This window comes from Roseateles sp. GW821-FHT09G09, from assembly GCF_059415965.1.
In genome coordinates this window covers 54,945-78,400 of the sequence record NZ_JBWKOG010000004.1, presented here as the reverse complement: position 1 = coordinate 78,400, position 23,456 = coordinate 54,945, and the positions used below count along the sequence as shown (strand labels likewise).

General features: G+C 65.6%; 21 protein-coding genes. 17 read left to right on the top strand and 4 right to left on the bottom strand.

The annotated features are described in order from the left end of the window. Window positions 1-32 precede the first annotated feature (32 nt). Window positions 33-536 carry a hypothetical protein gene (locus AC07O8_RS11770; protein ID WP_495048203.1) on the bottom strand — a complete coding sequence of 168 codons (504 nt, stop codon included), beginning with the start codon at window positions 534-536 and terminating at the stop codon, window positions 33-35. A gap of 589 nt (window positions 537-1,125) precedes the next feature. Here AC07O8_RS11770 and AC07O8_RS11765 point away from each other — a divergent pair. From AC07O8_RS11765 to AC07O8_RS11745, 5 genes are all read left to right on the top strand, one after another. After that, complete coding sequence (locus tag AC07O8_RS11765; RefSeq protein WP_495048202.1) at window positions 1,126-1,419, top strand: hypothetical protein; 294 nt, start codon at window positions 1,126-1,128, stop codon at window positions 1,417-1,419. 70 nt (window positions 1,420-1,489) lie between these two features. Continuing rightward, window positions 1,490-2,353, top strand: a complete 864-nt coding sequence (locus AC07O8_RS11760) for a radical SAM protein (RefSeq protein WP_495048201.1) — start codon at window positions 1,490-1,492, stop codon at window positions 2,351-2,353. Beyond that, window positions 2,350-2,760 carry a DUF6375 family protein gene (locus AC07O8_RS11755; protein WP_495048200.1) on the top strand — a complete coding sequence of 137 codons (411 nt, stop codon included), beginning with the start codon at window positions 2,350-2,352 and terminating at the stop codon, window positions 2,758-2,760. The genes AC07O8_RS11760 and AC07O8_RS11755 overlap by 4 nt, the downstream gene beginning before the upstream one ends. A gap of 14 nt (window positions 2,761-2,774) precedes the next feature. Further along, complete coding sequence (locus tag AC07O8_RS11750) at window positions 2,775-6,854, top strand: NACHT domain-containing protein (RefSeq protein ID WP_495048199.1); 4,080 nt, start codon at window positions 2,775-2,777, stop codon at window positions 6,852-6,854. Window positions 6,855-7,133: 279 nt separating this feature from the next. After that, window positions 7,134-8,276 (top strand): type I restriction endonuclease, encoded by a 1,143-nt coding sequence (locus tag AC07O8_RS11745; RefSeq protein ID WP_495048198.1) that lies wholly within the window; start codon window positions 7,134-7,136, stop codon window positions 8,274-8,276. Here AC07O8_RS11745 and AC07O8_RS11740 read toward each other — a convergent pair whose 3' ends face one another. After that, a complete protein-coding gene (locus AC07O8_RS11740; RefSeq protein ID WP_495048197.1) occupies window positions 8,277-8,804 on the bottom strand; it encodes a M48 metallopeptidase family protein in 528 nt (175 codons plus the stop codon). A 7-nt stretch (window positions 8,805-8,811) separates the two neighbouring features. Next, window positions 8,812-10,806, bottom strand: coding sequence for a M3 family metallopeptidase (locus tag AC07O8_RS11735; protein WP_495048196.1), 1,995 nt, complete (start codon window positions 10,804-10,806; stop codon window positions 8,812-8,814). 111 nt (window positions 10,807-10,917) lie between these two features. Between AC07O8_RS11735 and AC07O8_RS11730 the strand changes: the two genes are divergently transcribed. From AC07O8_RS11730 to AC07O8_RS11695, 8 genes are all read left to right on the top strand, one after another. Then, a complete protein-coding gene (locus tag AC07O8_RS11730; protein WP_495048636.1) occupies window positions 10,918-11,259 on the top strand; it encodes a 2Fe-2S iron-sulfur cluster-binding protein in 342 nt (113 codons plus the stop codon). A 257-nt stretch (window positions 11,260-11,516) separates the two neighbouring features. After that, the gene (locus AC07O8_RS11725; RefSeq protein ID WP_495048195.1) at window positions 11,517-13,061 is read left to right on the top strand and encodes a methyl-accepting chemotaxis protein; all 1,545 of its coding nucleotides are present in this window, start codon (window positions 11,517-11,519) and stop codon (window positions 13,059-13,061) included. Window positions 13,062-13,570: 509 nt separating this feature from the next. After that, entirely contained in the window at window positions 13,571-15,118 is a 1,548-nt protein-coding gene (locus AC07O8_RS11720) for a protein adenylyltransferase SelO (RefSeq protein WP_495048194.1), read from the top strand. Continuing rightward, a complete protein-coding gene (msrB, locus tag AC07O8_RS11715; protein ID WP_088409021.1) occupies window positions 15,115-15,570 on the top strand; it encodes a peptide-methionine (R)-S-oxide reductase MsrB in 456 nt (151 codons plus the stop codon). Before AC07O8_RS11720 ends, msrB begins: the two co-directional genes overlap by 4 nt. 25 nt (window positions 15,571-15,595) lie before the next feature. Then, complete coding sequence (locus AC07O8_RS11710) at window positions 15,596-16,243, top strand: septation protein A (protein ID WP_495048193.1); 648 nt, start codon at window positions 15,596-15,598, stop codon at window positions 16,241-16,243. Beyond that, window positions 16,240-16,593, top strand: a complete 354-nt coding sequence (locus AC07O8_RS11705) for a BolA family protein (protein ID WP_495048192.1) — start codon at window positions 16,240-16,242, stop codon at window positions 16,591-16,593. Before AC07O8_RS11710 ends, AC07O8_RS11705 begins: the two co-directional genes overlap by 4 nt. Window positions 16,594-16,662: 69 nt before the next feature. Next, complete coding sequence (locus tag AC07O8_RS11700; RefSeq protein ID WP_495048191.1) at window positions 16,663-17,460, top strand: peptidylprolyl isomerase; 798 nt, start codon at window positions 16,663-16,665, stop codon at window positions 17,458-17,460. Between the two features lie 104 nt (window positions 17,461-17,564). After that, window positions 17,565-18,125 (top strand): DUF2062 domain-containing protein, encoded by a 561-nt coding sequence (locus AC07O8_RS11695; protein ID WP_495048190.1) that lies wholly within the window; start codon window positions 17,565-17,567, stop codon window positions 18,123-18,125. Window positions 18,126-18,128: 3 nt separating this feature from the next. Here AC07O8_RS11695 and AC07O8_RS11690 read toward each other — a convergent pair whose 3' ends face one another. Then, on the bottom strand, window positions 18,129-18,824 hold the full coding sequence (locus tag AC07O8_RS11690) for an ABC transporter ATP-binding protein (protein ID WP_495048189.1): 696 nt from the start codon (window positions 18,822-18,824) through the stop codon (window positions 18,129-18,131). Window positions 18,825-18,855: 31 nt separating this feature from the next. On the opposite strand from AC07O8_RS11690, the gene AC07O8_RS11685 reads away from it, so the two are divergent. From AC07O8_RS11685 to AC07O8_RS11670, 4 genes are all read left to right on the top strand, one after another. Then, window positions 18,856-19,545 (top strand): arylesterase, encoded by a 690-nt coding sequence (locus AC07O8_RS11685; protein WP_495048635.1) that lies wholly within the window; start codon window positions 18,856-18,858, stop codon window positions 19,543-19,545. Between the two features lie 43 nt (window positions 19,546-19,588). After that, on the top strand, window positions 19,589-21,232 hold the full coding sequence (locus AC07O8_RS11680; RefSeq protein WP_495048188.1) for a phosphoethanolamine transferase: 1,644 nt from the start codon (window positions 19,589-19,591) through the stop codon (window positions 21,230-21,232). Window positions 21,233-21,342: 110 nt separating this feature from the next. Beyond that, window positions 21,343-22,104 carry a meso-2,3-butanediol dehydrogenase gene (budC, locus tag AC07O8_RS11675; RefSeq protein ID WP_495048187.1) on the top strand — a complete coding sequence of 254 codons (762 nt, stop codon included), beginning with the start codon at window positions 21,343-21,345 and terminating at the stop codon, window positions 22,102-22,104. Next, on the top strand, window positions 22,104-23,453 hold the full coding sequence (locus AC07O8_RS11670) for an NRAMP family divalent metal transporter (RefSeq protein WP_495048186.1): 1,350 nt from the start codon (window positions 22,104-22,106) through the stop codon (window positions 23,451-23,453). The genes budC and AC07O8_RS11670 overlap by 1 nt, the downstream gene beginning before the upstream one ends. Window positions 23,454-23,456 lie beyond the last annotated feature (3 nt).

Genomic DNA, 23,456 nt, shown 5'->3' with positions numbered 1-23,456 from the left:
GCGCCTCGATCCGATTGAGCGCTGCACCGCAACTAGGTCGTTGTTACTTGGGCGCGAAATGCTGTCAGCTCAGCCAAGTGCTCTTCACAAAATTGGAGCGCATGCACCTTCCTATCCGTCAGTTCGATGTGCATGTAGTGCTCCGCCCTGAAGGACAGAACGGCGCGGCCGGGAACTGATTCCGTAACCGGCGCAAGTCGAGGCAGTCTGCGAAAAGTTAGTACGACCTTGTCTCCGCGAGGAGGGATGTAACCGGAGTGCGCGGTCTCGACGTGAGCTTTGTGCACGGTCTTTGCGCGCTCCCCGCGGCCGTGCGCGTAGATAGCTGGATGGGCGGCCCTGAACGCCTTCGCGTTCACGCCCTCCTCCTCCATCATCACGATCGTCGAGTAGAACGCATTGAGGATAGCGGCAAAGAGGAACGACGCCTCGAGCGCCGGGTCGTCGCACCAAGTCAGAGACGTACCCCGTTCTTCCAGGGCATGAAGCAGTTCGATAAAGAACGCTGCCTCTTGGAGCTTCTTTGCAGAGGACATGGGCCGAGTATCGCAGCGCCAACATGGATTGCTTGGCGCCAATGACGCGGACGGGAGATGCCAACAAGGCACGCATGGAACATGCGGACCGCGGCACCGAAGGACTTCTGCGCCCCATGCTGCCGCGATCAACCTCCCCATTCGAGGGTCGACCACGCCTCATCGATCATGGCTAAGTGAATATCATGGGTCGCAAAGGGAGCTCACATGACAACTAACGAAGCGGTGGTGGACACCCGCGTCGCAGTCCACGCGGATTGCGACAAAGCCTCACCCGAGATCCTGAAGTACGCGCTGTGCATCGTCGCTCAGTTAGGCCGCGTCTTCCTGCGCAAAGGCTACGGTGATCGATGCAGTTCGGCTCCAGGCGAGCGGTACACCCGATGGCCGAGTTCATGTCGGCACGTTGGGTTCGTCTCTACGTCGAACCGATCCCGCGTTCTCGCCCCAAACCTACTGGCATTCAGGTCTGGTCAGAGTTCAAAGATTACGACCTGCTCAGTCTGCGCCAAGAAGTCGGCGGCAATGGGACAGTCGCAATTGCACTCTCGGAGGGGCGTGATGCATCCGAATCTGGAGGGAGCCTCGCATGGCTAGACACAACCGCTCCTTCATCGCCCGCATGGACATCCGGCAGCTCGCGCCCGAACTTTATGAGTACCAGATCAAGTTTGCGAGCGAGGTGATCGACAGCGCCGCGGGCTTCAATTCGATCAGTGACGCGATTGAGACGGCAGCCGACATCGCGGGGAGCGTGAGGGGCTTCGAGGTCTCCTATGACGGGTTGGTCGTCGAAACCTATCCGCTGGAAGCTTTGCGCGCCGCTGCGCAACAGGTCGCTTTACGCGCGATTGAAACGACAGCTGCGTTTTGCAATGGTTGAGGTGGCCTTGGCAACAATGCGAACCCGATTCGGTCCGAACGGGGTTCACCTTTTCGACCGAGCCTCTGGGGTGAATATCCTGCTGGACGAGCTGCGGCCGACCGAGGCGACATGGTCAGCCTCCCCTCGCCAAGTATCCATCGCACTCACCAATGTCTGTGACCTTCATTGCGCATACTGCTACGCGCCGAAGCACAAGGCGTCGCTGCGTACAGAACAGGTGCTTGGTTGGTTGAAAGAGCTGGACACTGAAGGATGCCTAGGCGTCGGTTTTGGCGGCGGCGAACCGACACTGCACCCCGACTTCGTCGATATATGTAGACGAGCGGCGCAAGAGACTCAGTTGGCAGTCACCTTCACGACGCATGGACATAGGCTGACGCCGCAACTGGTCCAGCAGCTCAGAGGCTCAGTCCATTTTGTACGCATCAGCGTCGACGGCGTGGATCGCACCTATGAAGAGCAGCGCGGCAAGCCGTTTGCTAGCCTGCTCCGAACTATGGAGTCAATCGCGACGTTGTCGCCCTTTGGGATCAATGTGGTAGTCAACGAGCGGACGGTCGCAGAACTTGACGCAGTGGCCGAGCTCGCGCAGACAGTGGGGGCCAGCGAATTGCTGCTGCTGCCTCAGCAACAAACCAGCGTGGTTGCGGGCATGGGCGAAGCAGCCAATTTATCGCTCCAGGACTGGGTCTCAAAATACAGAGGCACTGTTCGTTTGACAGTCAGTGAAGCGGGTGCGTCGGGGCTTCCGACATGCGACCCGATCCCCAATGAGCGAGGCCTTCAGGCCTACGCACATATCGACGCGTCCGGCACGCTGCGCGCAAGTTCTTACGCGACCGTGGGCGCGAAGATCGACGACTCGGGAGTCATTTCGGCGCTCAAGCGACTTGGCACCACCTTCAATATCAAACGGGAGAGGCAATCATGAAGATCTGGAGCGGATACGGGTCCGAGCACTCGATGAACTTGGTTCTAATTGGCAAATTCAAGAAGGCGCAGGACGCAGAGAAGGTCGAGAAAGACATCGAGAAACTGGGTGAGCAGGCTTTAAAGGATGAAAGCCACTCACTTGCCTTCGCCCCCGACCCGGAAGATCTGAGATTTTCGGAGGACATGCTCTCATTGTTGCGAAGCCTGAGACTGAACACCTTGGGGCCCGCTGAACTAGGCCAGTTGGTATCGGACCATCGACTCGAGCGTGAACACGACCAGATCACGGTCAAGACAGACGAAGCTGACGTATCCGCGTTCGTGAAGCTGTTCATCGAAGCCGGGGCGAAAGTTGAAATCTTCTCGGCACACGATTACCCGGCCGATTCCGCCAACGCGAGCTGACGGAGAACACGCCGATGCCTGAAGCCAATTGGGACGTCTTCCGCGAGCTGCCTGGCGCCGCGACCGAGAACTTCGAAAAGCTTTGCCGCGCTCTGGTACGCCGTCACTACGGTCGCTTCGGTCGCTTCAAACAACGCGCGAACCAGCCTGGGGTGGAGTTCCACCTCGAACTGACTGAGTCTTGCGATCTTGGAGCGCCGCCACGCTGGGTTGGTTGGCAATGCAAGTGGTACGACCTGGAGAACGGAGAGAGCCTGGGAGCCGCGCGCCGCAAAACGATCATCGAGGGGATGGAGAAGACGCAAATCCATGTCAAAGGAGTGACCGACTGGAAGCTCTGGACGCGACACACATTGACGGCAGACGACCAACGGTGGTTCTTCGCTCTGGAACAGGACCGCTTCCCCGACTTCAAGTTGGACCTGCTGACCGCAGCCGACATCGAGGACCTTCTGGTGGGTCCAGCAGCGCTACTTCGGCAAACCTATTTCGGCGAGCTTGTTCTGACGCCTGATCACCTCGCCGAACAGCACAAGCTCGCCGCAGCTCCGTTCAAGCGCCGGTACCAGCCAGACGTCCATGTTCCTGTTGGGGCAGAGACGAAGGTCTTCAAGCATCTGGGCCGCTTGAGTGCGTGGGAATCATTGAAGAAGCTCTCAGGTGCTATCGGGAAGACCTGCACTGAAGTCTCGTCGCAGACGGCGCACCTTAGAACAGAAATCAAGGCTGAAGTCGAAGCGCTCTTGGCCAGGGCCACGGGACTGGCTGACCTGCTCGTTGACTTGCATGCTGCGCTCGAAAAGGGGGACTTCGAGGCTGTAGCGCAGTCGCTCGCTTCGAATCCGCCGCAGCCGGTGCGCTACGACAGGTTGCTCTCGAAGCTACGTGGGGCGCGTTCTGAGGGGGCTCCATTGGCGACGAACCTGGTCGCCGACCTCCATGCAGTTTCCTACGCGTTGCTCGGACTGGAGCGGTCGACCAGCGTGCGAGCCGTCTCCGTGCTTGCGGCTGCCGGCGAAGGAAAGTCCGAGCTGGCTGTCAAGGTGACGCATGTCGATGGCGACTACCCCGGAGGAGTCTTGCTGCTGGGGAAGAATCTTCACGCAGGGCAGACGCTCGACGACCTCGTGGCTGCCTTCAAGATCTCGGGCACATCTGCGGAGAGCTTCGACCGGTTGGTTGAAGCCGTCGATGCCGCCGGCCAGCGAGCGGGTAAGCGCATCCCCATCGTCATTGACGGTCTGAATGAGGCGGAAGACCCAAGAAACTGGGCAGATGAGCTCGCTCGTGCGGATGAGCTGCTGAAGGATTTCCCCTACGTCTTGTTGGTTGTCACACTGCGCAATGAGTTCGCGCCAATGTGCCTGCCCGAGGATTTTTCCAGGATTGAGCACAATGGGTTTCAGGAAGATCCGCAAGCGGCCATAGATAAGTACTTCAGCTACTACAAGATCGACGCCACAGACGCGGACCTACCCATCGAGTTCCTACAGCATCCGTTGACACTGAGGATTTTTTGCGAGGTGGCGAACGCTCGTCGCCAGAATGTTGTCGGCGTAGAAGCACTGCCTACCTCGCTCGCAAGCCTATTCGAAGAGCACTTCAAAAAGGTTGCCGCGCGAATTGCCGAACTGTCTTCGACGGGGAATCGCATCTATCAACAGGAAGTGCAAGAGGCGCTGCTGACGATCGCGCGCTTGCTCTGGGAGGGCAACGCGAGAAGCGTTGAGTTCCGAGCTGTGCGGACCGCCGTTGGAGACGTAGGCAGTTGGGACGCCAGCGTTGTGCGCGCGCTGGAATCTGAAGGAGTCCTCGTTCGGACGACCTTTGGAGAAGGCGGCCAAGGCATCGCGTTCTCGTACGACCTGATGGCCGGCCACATGATGGCGTGCTACCTGCTCTCCAGACCGTCGTCCTTGGCGCAATGGCTGCAAAGCGACGAAGGAAGTGCTCAGCTGAAATTCAATCAGGCTGGATCGCACACCTTCGCCTATGACGTGTTCCAAGCTTTGGTGGGTCTGTACCCAGAGCGGACCAGCAGGCGCCAGCTCTGGCAAGACCTTTCAGACGAGATCCTCGTCATGAACGCTCTCCTATTGACGGTGCAATCCGATCCAGGACAGATTGACCGGGAAACGGTGTGGCGGTTCGCGCGCGCAATGCAGGAGTCGAAGAAGTTCGCACAGCTCGCCTTCAAGAAACTCCGGAGTACGAGGGCGGCGCGAGCACATCCGTTTGACGTGGACTTCCTTAATGGCGTGTTGATGGCAATGCCCAACACGCAGCGCGACCTGTTCTGGACCGAGTGGATTCGCGGGAACTCGGAGGAAACAGAAGGCGATTTCACGTTCCTGTCGGCTAGATGGACATCAGGAGCGCTGGACGGGCGGGAGATCCGGCGGGCCCGCTGGGTCATGTGGACGCTCACCTCCACCTCTAGAAGCCTGCGTGACCTTGCCACGAAGACCCTGTACGACTTCGCCGTCAAGCGACCCGCAGAGTTTTTCCAGCTGGCAATCGATGCCATTGGTATCTCAGACCCCTATGTGCCCGAGCGGATGTTGGCCGCAGCCTATGGGGCGGCACTGACCACTTGGTCCGATGTCAACGCCGTGGGGATGCGCGAGGCCCTGCCTAGAGTTGCGCGCGAGATCTATCAAGCGATGTTCGCGCCTAGCGCTATGCATCCTACTTGCCACGCTCTGTACCGACAGTACGGATTGGGGATCATCGCCATTGCGCAGATGATCAATCCGACGTGCTTGTCAGAGAACGAGGCAGCACATCTCCTTCCGCCATTCAGTCATCTTCCCAGCCCGTTTTCGAGCTTGCCGCAGTTCGACGCGGATGTGATTGAACGGACGAGGCGTGCGGCGATTCGCATGGATTTCGGGAACTACACGATGGGGAGGCTGATCCCCGGTCGGTCGAACTACGACGACGCCAACCCACAGTACCAACAAGTGCTGCCCGCGATCGTTTCCCGAATGCTGGTGCTTGGATATGACCCCCAACAGTTCGAGATCGTGGACCGGCAAATGAACTCCGGTCCTCGTATCGGCAGTGACAAGCACAAGGTCGATCGCTACGGGAAAAAGTATGGCTGGATCGCCTACTTCGAGATGTGGGGCGTCAGGCACTCGCAGGGCCTGCTTGACGAGCGACGCGGCGCACGTCCCTCGGATGCAGACATCGATCCGACGTTCCCGCTCGAAGCCCCGGTCCTTGATCTGGCCCTCCCTGACTTGTTCAACGGTCAGCCTACAGACATTGGTGGCTGGATGGTGGGCGGGCCGCAACCGGACTACCTGGACTTCCTCCAGATCGCAGAGATTGATGGCTCGATCGGTCCCTGGATCGTGCTCGATGGATTTCTCGAACAGACCGCAGATGATGACCGGCAGGTCTTTTCGTTTATACGAGGCGTGCTCGTGGAATGTGGAGACGTTGACCGTCTGTGCACGCTGTTCGGTGGCCTCGATTACCCCGGCAATGATGCCATTCCGGACATACCGGAGTACTACTACACGTATGCGGGCGAGATGCCCTTCCCCTCAGTGCCGGGGCTGCCTGCGGCGGATGAGCAAGAGGACGACAGCTGCGAGCACATGGTGTCTGCGGATCGTTGGTCCGGCAATGGCGTCTCCGTCGAAATCCCAGTGCAGAAGTACAACTGGGAGAGCTACCACAGCGTGATGAACCAGAACAGCGGTGCGGTTCTGCCCTCGAAGGCGATCTGCGTGGCGTTGAATCTCACGTACCAAGCCAACAAATGGGACTTGAATGATGCTTCAGGCCTAGCGTCCCTGTATCGCGAAGTCGGTGAATACGGATCGCAGATCAGCGGCTCTTTCAGCTACCTACGCCGTGACCTACTCGACAATTACTTGACGCAATCGGGTAAGACGCTGGTGTGGCTCATGTGGGGTGAACGAGGATTCCATCACCGCTCGTCCGTGGCGCAGAACATGAATTTGCACGAGTACTACGAGAACTATCAGCATATCCACAAGCGCTCGCACATCTATCGACCCGCGTCGAGCGCTTCAGCGCAGCCCGACGCCGGCGCACCTTGTGTCGTCAAACCTTCATAGGCAGTGCGCACCGGCGAGGTTGCTTTTGCCAAGGTATGACGGGCTTCGTTTCCAACCTTGCGGCTAGGGCCACCGGTTAGAGAGTCTCCGACGGACTCTCATGCACCGCTCGGATGCAGTCAATTAACAACTTGCCATCACTGATCCCGACGGCCCTCATTTGTTGGATACACCCCGCCAAGCCAGTCATCCTCAACCTTGAGGACGCGCGCGTGGATCCTGTCCCGCACGTCGACGGCAACCTGATATGAACGGGCATCAAAGATCAGGGAGTACAACATGGACTTCATCGACCACCTTCGCGTGCTCTCCAACCGGATAGCCAATACGCGGGACATGATCCAGACGGAGGAAGCCACGAAGAATGCGATGGTCATGCCGTTCATTCAGATCCTCGGCTACAACGTCTTCGATCCGATGGAAGTGACGCCGGAACTGAATGCGGACGTCGGGATGAAGAAGGGGGAAAAGGTCGACTACGCGATCCTTCGCGATGGCAAGCCGATCATGCTCTTCGAATGCAAGAAGTCGGGCGGTAGCCTCAGCATCGATCACGCAGGTCAGCTGTTCCGCTACTTCCATGTCACCGACGCCAGATTCGGTGTGCTCACCAACGGTCTTATCTATCGCTTTTTCACCGATCTGGAGAAGCCGAATAAGATGGATGAGAAGCCGTTCTTCGAGTTCAACATCCTCGATTTCAATGAACGCGACGTCGAAGAATTGAAGAAGTTTGCGAAGCCTTCGTTCGACGTCGAGAACATCCTCAACACGGCCACTCACCTCAAGTACACGCGTGCGATCCAGACCCGCCTTGCCGAGTGGCTGACCCAGCCGTCAGAAGACTTCGTGAGGTTGGTGTCGACAGATCTGCTGGGCAGCAGGAAGTTCACGGCCTCGGTAAAGGAACAGTTCACCGCGATCACTCGCCAGGCATTCGAGCAACTCATCGGCGAGAAGATCAACGATCGGCTGAAGGGTGCGATGAGCCCCGAATCGCCTTCATTGACCGAACCTCTTCCGGTGCTGCCCTCTACGACTGCCGTACCCGCCGCGCCGGCGGAAAACCCGGCCAAGGAAGCGCAGGTCGTCACGACAGCAGAAGAACTGGAAGGATTCCATATCGTCCGTTCCATCGTGCGGGAGCTGGTCGCCACACGTCGGGTGGTCATGCGGGATGCGCAGAGCTACTGCGCCATCCTGCTGGACGACAACAACCGCAAACCGATCTGCCGTCTGCGGTTCAACAACACCCAGAAGTTGAGGATTGGCCTGTTCAACGAGACAAAGGAGGAAGAGCAGTTTCCGCTGGCGTCGCTGGACGACATCTACAACTTCGCGACACAGCTCCGGTCTGCGGTCGCCGGCTACACAACGCCGGTGCTGGTTCAGACCACGGGAGACTCCCGCGCCGAAGCGTGATCAGAGTTCGTCGGCGGCGCCCTTCGCATCGCGCTTCGCCCGCTTCTCTTCGTCATCACGCACGCTCAGCCACAGGCGCACGTCGAATTCCAGCTGCGCGTAGTCCGGCGCCATGTGGTGGCACAGCGCATAGAACGCCTTGTCGTGCTCCAGCTCCTTCAGATGCGCGAGCTCATGGACGACGATCATCTTCAGGAACTCCGCCGGCGCCTCGCGGAACAGCGTCGCGACGCGGATCTCGCGCCGCGTCTTGAGCCGGTTGCCGTGCACCACCGCCTGCCGCGTGTGCGTACCCAGCGCATGCTGGATGACCTTGAGCTTGGCGTCGTAGGCGACCAGCGCCAGCGGCCCCGCGTTGCGCATGAAGCGCTGCTTGAGGTCCTGGGTGTAGTCGAACAGCGCCTTGTCGCTGCGGACCTCGTGCGGGTCCGGATACTTGCGCGCCAGCAGCGGGCCGAGTTCGCCCGCCTCCAGCAACTGCTGCGCCTGCGCGACCAGCGCCGGCGCGTAACCCTGCAGGTACTTCACGAGGCGGTCAATGCGCGGCGGCCGAGGCTGTCGGCGACGCCGGCGCGCCGTAGTGCGCGCTGATCCAGTGCTCGAAGCGATCGAACATCGCCTGCTCCGCCGCCGCGCCGCCGTCGCCGTTGTCGGCCAGCAGCTCCGCGCCGTGGACGACGCGGACATGCGCATCCAAGGGCGGGCCGTCGTCGGCGCGTTCGCCGCGGCGCTCGGACGCCTCCAGCAGGTCCTGCGCCTTCGCCCAGGCCTGCTCGACCGTCTCGTCGCAGGCCTCGGCCAGGTAACGGGCGGAGAAGCCCTCGCCGGTCAGCCGGCGCAGCGTCGCGTCGTGCGACAGGCTGTTGCCCGGCGCCCAGTAGGCCTGCGCGAGCGCCGGCCCGATCGCCGGGTTGTCCGTGAGGTAGCCGTCGCGGCGCAGGAAGAACGCCCGCGTCTGGTAGACCGCCATGTGGGCCAGCAGGTAGCCCTGGTACGAGGCCGCCGACTCCTGGTTCAGCAGGTGCGGGATCGCCAGGATCGGGCGCGGCGCGCGGTCGACGCCCTGGATGCGGCGCTCCGTCGCGCGGGCCAGGGCGAGCACGGCCTCCGGCGTGCGCTCCTCGCCGGCCATCGCGTACAGCGCCGCCTCGAAATACGGCACCACGGCGATCGCCCGTTCGTCGAAGGCGCGCATCGGCTGCGCGGAGGCGATGCGGTCGTGGATCAGTTCGTCGGGGATCGTCTGCCCGTCGACGGTGCGCGCATAACGCTTGAGCCAGTCCGCGTCGCCCAGCAGGCTGTCGCAGAACATCGACTGCGTCTCCGCATAGGCCATCGAGGTCGGCGCGAACTCCTGCGAGAAACACGGCGAGTTCTGCGTCACGTTGGCGAAGTGGGCCGCGTGCCCGCCCTCGTGGAAGAGCGTCATCATCGCCCGCGCGCCGCTGCCGACCTGGTCGGGCTTGGCCTCCGCAGTGAAGTTGATCTCGCCGGCATGCCAGCGGCCCTGCTCGTCGAACCAGGTCGGCAGCGGGCCGTGGCAGAAGCCGTTCTGGTACTTGCCCGGGCGCTGCAGCAGGTCCAGGCGCATCGTCGCGCCGCGGTACTGGATGCCCAGCCGGCGGAAGCTCCGCACCCAGCGCCGCAGCGCGGGGCCGAAGGGCATGTACGGATCCATCCGGCGCGTCACGTCGCCGGCGCTGTGGAAGCGCAGGTTCCAGGGCGCCAGCGCGTCGGGACCGTGCTTCGCGGCGAGCGCGTCGTGCGCGCGCTGCTGCGCCGCTTCGGTGCGGGCGACGAAGTCGTCGAGCACGCCGAAGAGCTCCGCCTTCGTCATGCGCTCGTTCTTGCGCAGCTTCATCTCGAAGTAGTCGGGGAAGCCCAGGGCCCTCGCCAGCCGGTTGCGCAGCGCGACGATCTCCAGGAAGCCGTTCTCCAGCACCCAGCGCTCGAGGCCGTGCAGCGCGTCGTAGGAACTGCGGCGGCGCGCCTCGTCCGGGTTGGTGGCGAGGTTGGTCGACAGCATCGTCAGCGTGGCGGATTCGGTCTCGCCGCGGTCGTTGACGTGCGTCGGCGCGAAGTCCTTGCGCTTGGCGAAGAGGACACGCTCGGCCTCGATCAGCTCGGCCATCAGGCGGCGGCCTTCGTCGTTGTCGACGATGTTGGCCTCGAACACGCCCAGCCAGCCACGCAGTCCGTGGGCCAGCGCCTGGCGCGCATCCCGACCGGCGCCCGAGCCCGAGCCCGAGCCTGAGCCAGTCGGCGCGGCGTCCACCGCGGACTCGACCGCCGCCAGGTGCGCGCGCGTCGCGCGCAGCGTCTCGGGATCGGAGATGAAGGCCTTGTAGTCGGTCTCCGCGCGGCCGAAGCCCTCGTGGTCCTCGCTGGTGGCCATGTAGGTGGCCCAGAAGAGGTCTTCCTTGCGCTTGTGGACCGCGACGTAGTCGCGGTTGAGCCGGTCGAAGAAGACCTGGGCGGCCTGGACGGCGGGCTCGCCGTTCAGCGGGGTGGAAGTCGATACGTGAGGCATCGGGCGAGCTTAGCGCACGGCATGATGGCGACCATGGATCACGCCCATGACGCCGCCGAGGACTCCGGCGCGCCTTCCCTGCCCTCGCCCGCCCCGCCCGCCGCAGCCGCGCTGGCCGTCCACGCCGTCGAGCTCCATCCCCAGGGCTGGCGCTTCGACGCGCCCGAGGACCAGACGCTGCTGCTGGCGGCGCTGGACCACGGCCTGCGCCTGCCGCACTCCTGCCGCAACGGCACCTGCCGGGCCTGCATCGCGAAGTTGGTGACCGGCCGCATCGACTACCGCATCGACTGGCCCGGCCTGTCCCGCGAGGAGAAGGACGAAGGCTGGATCCTCCCCTGCGTCGCCTGCGCGCGATCGGACCTCGTGCTGGACCAGCCGCAGACGATCAATCTCTTCGACATCCCGCCGCCACCGGGGTCGGGTGTGAAGCCGGGTGCAAAGTCGGGCTGAGCCCGGCGCCATGGCCCGCAAAACTGGACGCATCTCGCACAAGTCGCCGCCAGCCTGAGGCGATAAGCCCACACACGGGTTCGCGAAAACGCCTTCCGCGCTTTTGTTCACGGCAAACCCCGCATATCAACCGATCAGTTTTCACCTTCGACAGGCAGCATCGCGTCCGCGTATCAAACATTCCAATGCTGACAAGACCGCCCACCGGGTTCGACGCCCGCGCGAGCGGACTGCCGCGAAGAAGAAGGACTCCCGACATGCTGAATCTGAATCGTTGGCGGCTGCGTAGCCGTGTGCTGGCCGGCTTCGCGCTGGTGATCGTGCTGATGGCCGTGGCCTCGGCGGTGGGCGTCATCCGGGTGTCGATGCTGCACCAGCGCATCGAGCGCCTGGTCGAGGTCGACATGCACACGCTGGAGATCTCGCGCCAGTGGTCGGGCCTGACCGAAGGCAACATCCAGCGCCGCATCGTGCAGCTGGTCGTTGACGACGAGAACTTCGTCAAGGCCTTCACCTCGCGGTCGAAGGAGCTGTCGGCGCGCATCGACAAGATCCAGAAGGAACTCGACGACAACATCACCGAGCCGGTGGGCAACAAGCTGATCGACGAGATCGGCGCGGCCCGCAAGAAGTACCAGGACGCCCGCGAGGCCGCCATCAAGGTCAAGGAAGGCGGCGGCGACATCAAGCCGATCGCCGCGTCGCAGCTGATCCCGGCGATGAACGACTACCTGGCAGCGATCGACAAGTTCGCCGAGCACACCCGCGACCTGCTGCAGGCCGCGCGCCTGGAGGCGCAGGCCGAGGCCGAAAGCACCCGCAACCTTGTGATCGCACTGATGACCGTGGCGATCGTGCTGGGCGTGGGCATCGCGCTGGTGATCACGCGCTCGGTGACCGAGCCGCTGGCCGAGGCGCAGTCGCTGAGCCAGGCCATCGCCGACGGCGACCTGAGCCGCCGCGGCACCGACGTGGCCGGCACCGACGAGGTCGCCGCGCTGCGCCGCTCGCTGCAGGAGATGCAGCAGCGCCTGGCCAGCACCATCGCCAGCGTGCGCTCCTCCGCCGACCAGGTCCGCCACGCGTCGTCCGAGATCGCCACCGGCAACGCCGACCTGTCCAACCGGACCGAGCAGGCCGCCAGCAGCCTCGAAGAGACCGGGGCCGCGATGGCGCAGCTCGGCGAAGGGGTGAAGCTCAACGCCGAATCGGCGCGTGAAGCCGACGCGCTGGCGCAGACCGCCTCGCAGGTCGCCGGCCGAGGCGGCGCGATGGTCGAGCAGGTCGTCGCGACGATGAACGAGATCCAGCAGTCGTCCAACAAGATCGCCGACATCATCGGCGTCATCGACGGCATCGCCTTCCAGACCAACATCCTGGCGCTGAACGCTGCGGTGGAAGCGGCGCGCGCCGGCGAGCAGGGCCGCGGCTTCGCGGTCGTCGCGAGCGAAGTCCGCTCGCTGGCCCAGCGCAGCGCGGAAGCCGCCAAGGAGATCAAGTCGCTGATCTCGGCCTCGGTCGAACGCGTGGACGGCGGCTCGCGCCTGGTCGGCGACACCGGCGCCACCATGCGCGAGATCGTCACCAGCGTCGAACGCGTCACCCGCGTCATCGGCGAGATCTCCGCCTCCAGCGCGGCGCAGTCGCTGACCCTCGGGGAAATCGGGCAGGCGGTGCGCCAGCTGGACCAGATGACGCAGCAGAACGCGGCGCTGGTCGAGCAGTCGGCCGCTGCCGCTGAATCGCTCAAGGACCAGTCGGCGCAGTTGGTCGAAACCGTCGCGAGCTTCAAGCTCGGCTGACCCTCGAACGGCGGCTTGCCACGGCCGCTGGCCCTCACCCCTGCCCTCTCCCGCAAGCGGGAGAGGGAGTCGTTGCAACGAGTGTTGCGCTTTCCCGAAAGCGGGAGAGGGAGTCGTTGCAACGAGTGTTGCGCTTTCCCGAAAGCGGGAGAGGGAGCCGTTGCAACGAGTGTTGCGCTTTCCCGAAAGCGGGAGAGGGAGCCGTTGCAACGAGTGTTGCGCTTTCCCGCAAGCGGGAGAGGGAGCCGTTGCAACGAGTGTTTCGCTTTCCCGCAAGCGGGAGAGGGAGTCGTTGCAACGAGGGCTGCGCTTTCCGCAAGCGGTAGAGAGGGTCAGAAGTAAGCCGCTCGAACTCCCTCTCCCGCTTGCGGGAGAGGGTGGGGGTGAGGGCCAGCGGCCGGCGCCAAGCACCATTCCGTCCTCCGTGAAACGGCCTCACCGGGGGGCGTTTGTTCGCGGCCCCCACCCCGGGCACCGCAGGGCCATGAAGGCGTCGGTAAACTGACCCGATGAATGCGCCTCTCAACGCGGCCCTCCACGCGGACTTCCCAGGCGCCGAGCCTGAACGCTGGACCCATCGCTTCGCGACACTCGGTCCGGACTTCTTCACCGAACTCCCCGGCACCGGACTGCCCGATCCCCATTGGGTCGCGACCAGCCCGGATTGCGCCGCCCTGCTCGGCTGGCCCGAGGACTGGTGGACCCGCCCCGCCGCGCTCGCCGCCTTCAGCGGCAACACCCCCCTCGACGGCATGAAGCCGCTGGCCACCGTGTACAGCGGCCATCAGTTCGGCGTGTGGGCCGGACAGCTCGGTGACGGGCGCGCCCTGCTGCTCGGCGGCGTCGACGGCCCGAACGGCCACTTCGAACTCCAGCTCAAGGGCGCAGGCCTGACGCCCTACTCACGTCGCGGCGACGGCCGCGCGGTGCTGCGTTCGTCGATCCGCGAGTTCCTCTGCTCCGAAGCCATGGCCGCGCTGGGCATCCCGACGACGCGCGCGCTCGCGATCACCGGCTCGACCTCGCTGAAGGTGCAGCGCGAACGCGTCGAGACCGGCGCCATCGTCACCCGCGTCGCGCCGAGCTTCCTGCGCTTCGGCCACTTCGAGCACTTCACCCATCACGGCATGGAAGCCCGCACGCGCGAGCTGTTCGACTTCTTCCTCCGCCACCACGCGCCGGAGTGCGCCGACGCGCCGAATCCGGTGACCGCCGCGCTGGCCAAGGTCGCCGCGCAGACCGCGGAGCTGGTCGCGCAGTGGCAGGCCGTCGGCTTCATGCACGGCGTGATGAACACCGACAACATGTCGATGCTGGGCCTGACCATCGACTACGGCCCGTTCGGCTTCATGGACGGCTTCGATCCCGGCCACATCTGCAACCACTCGGACCACCAGGGCCGCTACGCGTTCGCGCGGCAGCCGCAGGTCGCCTTCTGGAACCTGCACGCGCTGGCGCAGGCGCTGCTGCCGCTGATGCCGAACATCGAGACCGACGCGGAGGCCGCCGGCGACGAGCTGGTCGAGGCGCTCGAGATCTACCGCGACCGCTTCGGTGCCGCGCTGCTTGGCGCGATGCGCGCGAAGCTCGGCCTGAGCGCGGAGGTCGACGAGCGCGGCGAGGACGGCCCGCTGATCGACGACTGGCTGCGGCTGCTGGCCGCGCATCACACCGACTACACGATCGCGCACCGCCGGCTGGCGGGCTTCGATCCGGCGCAGGCGCTGGAAGCTCCGGGGAACGCGGGCCTGCGGGACCTGTTCCTGGACCGCGCCGGCTTCGACGCGTGGGCGGCGCGGTATGCGGCGCGCTTGAAGATCGAGCCGGCGGACGCATCTGCGACCCGTGCCCGACGGATGAACGCGGTCAATCCGGCGGTGGTTCTGAGGAATCACCTGGCCGAGACGGCGATCCAGCAGGCCGAGGCCGGCGACTTCAGCGAAGTGCGCCGGCTGCTGGACGTGCTGCGCCGTCCGTTCGACGAGCCCGCGCTGGCGTCCGACGCCGGTTTCCCGCCCGACTGGGCGCAAACGCTGGAGGTTTCCTGTTCATCATGAGCCGCTACGACAAGTTCATCCAAGACGCGACCGACCAGGACCGCGATCGCGACACCGCCTATCCCGTGAAGAAGACGGACGCCGAATGGCGCGAGCAACTGGACCCGACGCAGTACCAGGTCGCCCGGCACGCCGCCACCGAGCGCGCCTTCACCGGCAAGTACTGGGACCACTGGGAAGCCGGCAACTACAACTGCGTCGGCTGCGGCACGCCGCTGTTCAAGGCCGACACCAAGTTCGACGCCGGCTGCGGCTGGCCCAGCTACTACGAGCCGATCAACGCCGAAGTCGTGGAGCGCGTCGTCGACTCGACGCACGGCATGGTCCGCGTCGAGGTCCGCTGCAACCACTGCGGCACCCACCTGGGCCACGTCTTTCCCGATGGACCGGAACCGACGGGCGAGCGCTTCTGCATCAATTCCGCCGCGATAGACTTCGAGCCCCAGCGCTGAGCGCCGCCGACCCGATCCCGACCGAATGAAGCTCCTGCTCGATTTCCTGCCGCTCCTGCTGTTCTTCGTCACGTTCAAGTACGCCGACGGACAGCCGGACTGGGCGGCGGCCTTCGCCACCGAGCACCTGGGTTTCCTGGTCTCCGGCGGCAAGGTCGGCCCGACCGAGGCGCCCGTGCTGCTCGCCACGCTCGTCGTGATGCTGGCGACCATCTCCCAGGTGCTCTTCCTGAAGCTGCGCGGCCGCAAGGTCGACCTGATGCTGTGGATCAGCCTGGGGCTGGTGGTCACGCTCGGTGCGGCCACCGTCTACTTCCATAACGAGACCTTCATCAAGTGGAAGCCGACGATGCTCTATTGGGCGTTCTCCGCGGCCTTCTTCGTCAGCCATGTCTTCCTGGGCAAGAACCTGCTGCGCAAGATGCTGGGCGCCGAGCTGGCGCTGCCCGATGCCGCATGGACGCGGCTCAACTGGGCCTGGGTGGCGTTCTTCGGACTGATGGGTTTTGCCAATCTTTACGTCGCTTACTCGTTCAGCACCGAGGCCTGGGCCAACTTCAAGGCCTTCGGATCGACCGGGCTGATCCTGCTGTTCACGCTGGGCCAGGGCGTCTACATGAGCCGCCATCTGCCTCAGGACGCCGAGACGCCCGCCGAGGAGACCAAGCCATGAGCGGCGACGGCGCAAGCGGCCATCCCCCGTCGGCATCGGGGGCGGCGCCCGGTCCGACGCCGACGGCGGCCACGCCCTCGGTCGAGATCGAGGCCCGTCTGCGGGCCGCGCTGGCGCCCGTCTCGCTGCGCCTGCGCGACGACAGCGCGCACCATGCGGGGCATGCGGGCGCCCGCGAAGGGGGCCACTACTACCTCGAAATCGTGAGCGCGCGCTTTGCCGGTTTACCCAGGGTGCATCGGCATCGGCTCGTATATGATGCCCTCGCCGATCTGATGCAGAAGGGCATCCACGCGCTCGCCATCGACGCGCGCGCGCCCGACGAACAGCAGAAACCAGGTCCTCAGTAGCGCCGCCAGTCGGCGCTTTGTTTTGGAGCGCTCACGCTCACCCGAGAGTCGAAAGGCCCTTTACCCATCATGAAGAAGTTTGTGCTCGCCGCCACCGTGGCGGTCATCGGCGCCGTCGCCCTGCCGGCCCTGGCTCAGAACATCGCGATCGTGAACGGCAAGCCCGTGCCGAAGGCTCGCGCCGACCTGCTGATCACCCAGATCACCAAGGGCGGCCAGCCGCGCAGCCCGGAGATGGAAGCCAAGGTGAAGGAAGAGGTCGTCCTGCGCGAGATCTTCCTGCAGGAAGCCGAGAAGCGCGGCCTGAACAAGACCGACGACTACAAGAACCAGATGGAACTGGCGCGCCAGTCGCTGCTGATCCGTGAGCTCTTCGCCGACTACGCGAAGAAGAACCCGATCACCGACGCCGACGCCAAGGCCGAATACGACAAGTTCAAGGCCCAGGCCTCGGGCACCGAATTCCACGCCCGCCACATCCTGGTGGAGAAGGAAGAAGACGCCAAGGCGCTGGTCAAGCAGCTGAACGGCGGCGCGAAGTTCGAGGACCTCGCGACCAAGAACTCCAAGGACACCGGTTCCGCCCAGAACGGCGGCGACCTGGGCTGGTCCGCGCCGGATGCCTACGTGCCTGAGTTCAGCGCCGCGCTGGCCAAGCTGAAGGCGGGCGAGATGACGCAGGAACCGGTGAAGTCGCAGTTCGGCTTCCACATCATCAAGCTGGAAGAAACGCGCGCGGCGCAGTTCCCGGCCTTCGACGACGTCAAGGGCCAGATCATGCAGCGCATGCAGCAGCAGAAGGTCGCGGAGTTCCAGGAGGAACTGCGCACCAAGGCCAAGACCGACTTCAAGTTCTCGCAGAACTGATCGCCGATCCGAACAGTCTTTGCTGTACTGTTCAGAGCCCGCGCCGCTGCAGGTCAGCCGCGCGGGCTTTTCACATCTGAGGCTTCCCTGATCCTGATGCTCCCATGACGGCTTCCCGACTTGCCCGCCGACTGCTGCCCTCGCCCGAGTCCCTCGAACAGACCAAAGGCTTGAAGTGGCTGGGTCTCTACCTGCGGGAGCGGCCGTGGCTGTGGGTGGCGCACCGGCGCCGCGTCGCGCTCGGCGCGGGACTGGGCCTGGCGGTGGGCGTGATCCCCTTGCCGACGCAGATGCTGCTGGCGGCCGTGGTGGCCATCGCCTGCCGGGCCAACGTCGCCGCCGCGATCGCGGCCACCTGGCTGACCAATCCGTTGACGCTGGTGCCGATCTGGACGCTGGCGATCTTCCTGGGCCGTCAGGTGCTGGGCATCCACGGGCCGATCTCCGCCCCCAAGGAACTGGCGCTGAACTGGGGCGATCCGACGAGCTGGTGGCACGCCCTGAGCCAATGGCTGTCCGAACTGGGCACGCCGCTGCTCGTGGGCCTGCCGCTCGCCGGCGTCCTGCTGGGCCTGGCCCTCTACGTCATCGTCTACATCGGCTGGTGGGCCGTGATCCGCTACGAGCGCAGACGGCGTCTGCGCGAACGCGCGCTGCGGACCTGAGGCTCAGGCGGGCAGATCCGCCATCGTGATGTCCTGCAGGTGCCCGGCCGAGATCTTCAGCTGCCGCTCGCACCGTGCCGCGATGCTCTGGTCGTGGGTCACCATGACGAGCGTCGTCCCCAGCTCCCGGTTGAGTTCGAACATCAGCGCCATGACCTGCTCGCCGGTGGCGTAGTCGAGGCTGCCGGTCGGCTCATCGGCCAGGAGCAGCGCCGGCTGCTGCACGAACGCGCGGGCGAGCGCGACGCGCTGCTGCTCGCCGCCCGACAGCACGCGCGGGTAGTGCGACAGGCGCTGCCCCAGTCCCACGCGCTCCAGCATCAGCCTGGCCTGCGCGCGCGCATCGCGTTCGCCGCGCAGCTCGAGGGGCAGCATGACATTCTCCAGCGCCGTCAGGTGCGACAGCAGCTGGAAGCTCTGGAACACGAAGCCCAGGTGCGCGCCGCGCAGCGCGGCCCGGCCGTCCTCGTCGAGCACGAACATGTCCTGCCCGCGCAGGCGCACCGTGCCTTCGGTAGGCGTGTCCAGGCCCGCGAGGATGGACAGCAGCGTGCTCTTGCCGGACCCCGAGGCACCAACGATGGCGACCGATTCCCGCGCCTGCAGCTGGAAATTGATGTCATGCAGAATGGTCAGCACGCCGTCGGCATCCCGGACCGACTTGCTGACGTGATCGACTTCGAGGATGTTCTGAACCATGAATCAACCGCAGATGCGCCGCCGTGAATGGATGCTGCACTGTAGCGCCTGTGTCGCGACCCTCGTCGCGGCGGGGGCCCTGGCCGGGCCTGTCGCGGCCCAAGGTCGCACCGAAGGCGGCGCCACACCGGGCGCATCGGGCACACCGGGCGCGGCAGGAGCGGCCGCACGCCGCATCGTCGTGCTGGGCGACAGCCTCTCGGCCGAGTACGGCCTCGCCCGCGGCAGCGGCTGGGTGGCGCTGCTGGACCAGCGGCTGAAGGCGCAGAAGCTCGAGGCCGAGGTCGTCAACGCCAGCATCAGTGGCGACACGACCTCGGGCGGTCGCTCGCGGCTGCCGGCGCTGCTCAAACAGCATCGCCCGACGCACCTGATCATCGAGCTCGGCGGCAACGACGCGCTGCGCGGCCTGCCGCTGAAGATGACGCGCGAGAACCTGAAGGCCATGGTGCAGGCCGGCAAGGACGCGGGCGCCAAGGTGCTGCTGGTCGGCATGCAGATCCCGCCCAACATGGGCGCGAGCTACGCGCGCGATTTCGAGGGCAGTTTCAAGACCGTCGCGCAGGAGGAGAAGGTGCCGCTTCAGCCCTTCCTGCTGGCCGGCGTGGCCGACCGGCCGGACATGGCCGACTGGTTCCAGGGCGACCGCATCCATCCGCTGGCCAAGGCGCATCCGGTGATGCTGGACAACGTCTGGAAGGTCCTGAGACCGATGTTGTGAGCGGGTGCGTAGACTCCGCGCCTTCGCTCCCTCCTCCGGTCTGATGTCCGATTCCATTGTCAAGCGCCCCGCGCTGCTGCGCTGGGGCGCCCTGGGCCTGCTCACGCTTGCCTGTGCCGGCGCGGTGCTGGCGGGCCACGAGAGCCGCCGCGCGGCGCAGATCGGGCTGCTCGCCCTCCCCGTCCTGCTCTGGCTGCTGTGGCCCATCGAGCGTCCTGCGTGGCGTCGCGTGCGCTGGACCGCGGCCTTCCTCGTGATCTCGGCGTTCCTCGTCGACGGCGCAGTCCGCGGCTTCCTGCAGCGTGCGTACCAGGCCGCGCCGGACAGCTCGCTGGTGCTCGCCGCGGCGGCCAACACGACCACTCGCGAGTCGATCGAGTACCTCACCTCGCAACTGCCGGCGATGGCCTTGGCCGTCGCCGCGCTGATCGGGATGCTCGCGCTCACCGGCGTCGCGATCACGCTCGCCACGCGCGTGACCGGCAATCAGGCGGCGCTCTCACGGCGCGCGCGCATCGCGCTGCTGACGGTGCTCGCGGTCTGCGCCCTCGCCCACTTGAGCAAGCCCTGGCGGCGGCACCATCCGCTGCTGTTCTGGCCCGCGTGGACGCAGCAGGTCGCGGACCTGCGCGCCAACTGGGCCGACCAGCAGGTCCAGCGCGAGCAGCTGATGCGCAATGCCCGCGCCGCGGCGCCCGCGGTGGCGACGGCTGCGCCGTCGACCGTGATGCTGGTGCTGGGCGAAAGCGTGAACCGCGACAACATGAGTCTCTACGGCTACGCGCGCGCCACGACGCCGCAGCTGATCGCGCTGCGCGACGAGGAACAGTCGCGGCTGCTGACCCTGCGTCATGCGTGGTCGACGCAGGCCACGACGGTCGCGTCGCTCAGCGGCCTGTTCAGCTTCGGCGAGCGCGACGACGACGATCCCGCCGGCCGCACGCAACATCTCCTCGCGCTGGCCAAAAGTGCGGGCTACAAGGTCTGGTGGGTGAGCAACCATGACGACGTCGCCGTCGACCAGCAGCATGCGCGGCTGGCCGACGTGGTCGAGATGATCAACCGGCAGCCGGGACGTTCCTCGGGCTCGCTGGACGGCGAGCTGCTGGACGAGGTCGAAGCGGCGCTGGCCGATCCGGCGCCGCGCAAGCTGGTGGTGGTGCATCTGCTGGGCGCGCATCCGCATTACCGGCTGCGCATGCCGCCGGGCGAGCATCCCTTCGACCACGACGACGGCGACGCCGTGGACACCGCGATGGCGCGCGACGGTCGCGCGGCGTGGGTGCGCGAGTTCCGTCGGGACTACGACGCGGCCATCCACTATCACGACCGCATCGTCGCGCAGACCTTGCGGCTCACGCGCAGCCACCTGCCGGCCGGCGGACGCGGCGCCTGGATGTTCGTGTCGGATCACGGGCAGGAGGTCGGACACGGCCTCGACCACGCCGGTCACAGCCCCGGCACGGCCTCGGGGTACCGCATTCCCGCGCTGCTGTGGCGCAGCGACTCGCGCTTCGACGCGGCGACAGGCTCCCGGCCCTTCCGCGCCGACTGGGCCGGATGGACGCTGGCCGAGCTGATGCAGCTCCGCTGGCCCGGCATGCACGACGAGCGCAATGTGCTCCATCCCGCTTATGCGTGGGAGGCGCCGGCGCTGCCGGTGAAGGACGTCGCGTTCGACCGCTAGCAGCTCGCCAGTTGCCTCTGCAATCGCCTCTGCAACCGCCCCCGCAGTCGCCGCCCCACGGCATCGGGCACTCGCCTTGCCTCTCCTTCTCCTGTTCAAAGGAGTTCGGCATGGAACGATTCAAGGGCAAGACCGTCATCGTCACCGGCGCGTCGTCCGGCATCGGCCGCGGCGTCGCCGAGCGCTTCTCGCAGGAAGGCGCCAACGTGGTGATCTGCGCGCGACATGAGGACAAGCTCCAGCAGGTGGCCGGCCATCTGCCGCAGGACCGCACGCTGGCGCAGGTCGCCGACGTCTCGAAGTTCGACGAGGTCGCGGCCCTCGTCGCCGCGGCGGTGAAGCGCTTCGGGGGCCTGGATGTGATCGTCAACAACGCCGGCATCGGCACCGAAGGCGACGCGCTGACCGTCTCGCTGGAAGACTGGAACGAGACGATCTCCATCAACCTCAGCGGCGTCTTCCATGGTTGCCGCGCCGCGATGCCGGAGTTGCTGAAGCGCCAGGGCTGCATCGTCAATACCGCGTCGGTCTCGGGCCTCTCGGGCGACTGGCAGATGTGCGCCTACAACGCGGCCAAGGGCGGCGTGGTGAACCTCACGCGGTCGCTGGCGCTGGACTTCGGCGGCCGGGGCGTGCGGGTCAACGCGGTCGCGCCCTCGCTCACGCGGACCGGCATGACCGAGGAGATGCTTGAGGACAAGGACCTCGTCGCCCGCTTCATGGAACGCCTGCCGCTCGGCCGCCCGGCCGAGCCGGCCGACATCGCCGCCGTCGTGGCCTTCCTGGCCAGCGACGACGCGCGCTTCATCAACGGCGTGAACCTGCCTGTGGACGGCGGCGTGATGGCCTCCAACGGCCAGCCGAAGATGTGATGGCTGTCGTGCCCGAGCTTGATCCGCCCTCCGAGGAGGCGCCCACCGACGACTCGCCCGCCGGCAAGGTGCCCGTCAGCGCCCCCTGGTGGAGCAAGCTCGGCCCCGGCCTGATCACCGGCGCCGCGGACGATGACCCGAGCGGCATCGCCACCTACTCGCAGGCCGGCGCGCAGTATGGCTACGCGGTCGGCTGGACCATCCTGGTGACCTTCCCGCTGATGGTCGGCATCCAGCTCGCCAGCGCGCGCATCGGCCGCATCACCGGCAAGGGCCTCACCGAGAACTTCTCGAAGCTGTGTCCGCGCTGGCTGGTGGTCGGGCTCGTCTCGCTGCTGGTCGTCGCCAATGTCATCAACCTCGGCGCCGACCTCAGCGCGATGGGCGACGCGATGCACCTGGCCGTCGGCGGTCCGCCGGGCGCCTTCGTCGTGGCCATGGCGCTGCTCTCGCTGCTGCTGCAGATCTGGCTGCCCTACGCGCGCTACGTGATGCTGCTGAAGTGGCTGACGCTGACGCTGCTGGCCTATGTCGGCGTCGGCTTCGCCGCGCAGGCGGACTGGGTGCTCGCACTGAAGTCGCTGGTGGTGCCGACCCTGCACTGGGACCGCGAGTACACGACCACCGTCGTCGCGATCCTCGGCACGACGATCAGCCCCTACCTCTTCTTCTGGCAGGCCAACCAGGAGGCCGAGGAGATCCGCCGCATCGACGCGGATCGTCCGCTCGCCATCGCGCCGGAGCAGGCGACGGCGCAGTTCCGCCGGCTGCGCACGGACACGCTGGTCGGGATGGGGTTCTCCAACACGATCGCGTTCTTCATGATCGTCGCGACCGCCGCCGCGCTGCATGCCCACGGCGTGCGCGACATCGAGACCACCGCGCAGGCCGCGCAGGCGCTCAAGCCGATCGCCGGCGACTTCGCGTTCGTGCTGTTCGCCGCCGGGATCGTCGGCACGGGCTTCCTGGCGCTGCCGGTGCTGGCGGGCTCGGCCGCCTATGCCGTCGCCACGCTCGCGGGCGTGCGCCGCGGGCTCGACCGGCCGGCCCACTCCGCCAAGGCGTTCTACGCCATCCTCAGCGGCGCGATGCTGATCGGGTTGGCGCTCAGCCTGTCGGGCTTCAACCCGATCAAGGCGCTGTACTGGTCGGCCGTCGTGAACGCGGTGATCTCCGTGCCGATCATGATCGCGGTGATGGTGGCCGCGTCGCACCGCCGGATCGTCGGCGAGTTGCGCATGCCGCCGCTGTGGCGCGTGCTGGGCTGGCTGGCGACGGTGGCGATGGCCGCGGCCACGATCGCGATGATCGTGCTGCAGACTTCCAGCACGATCGCGGGCAGTCGCTAGACT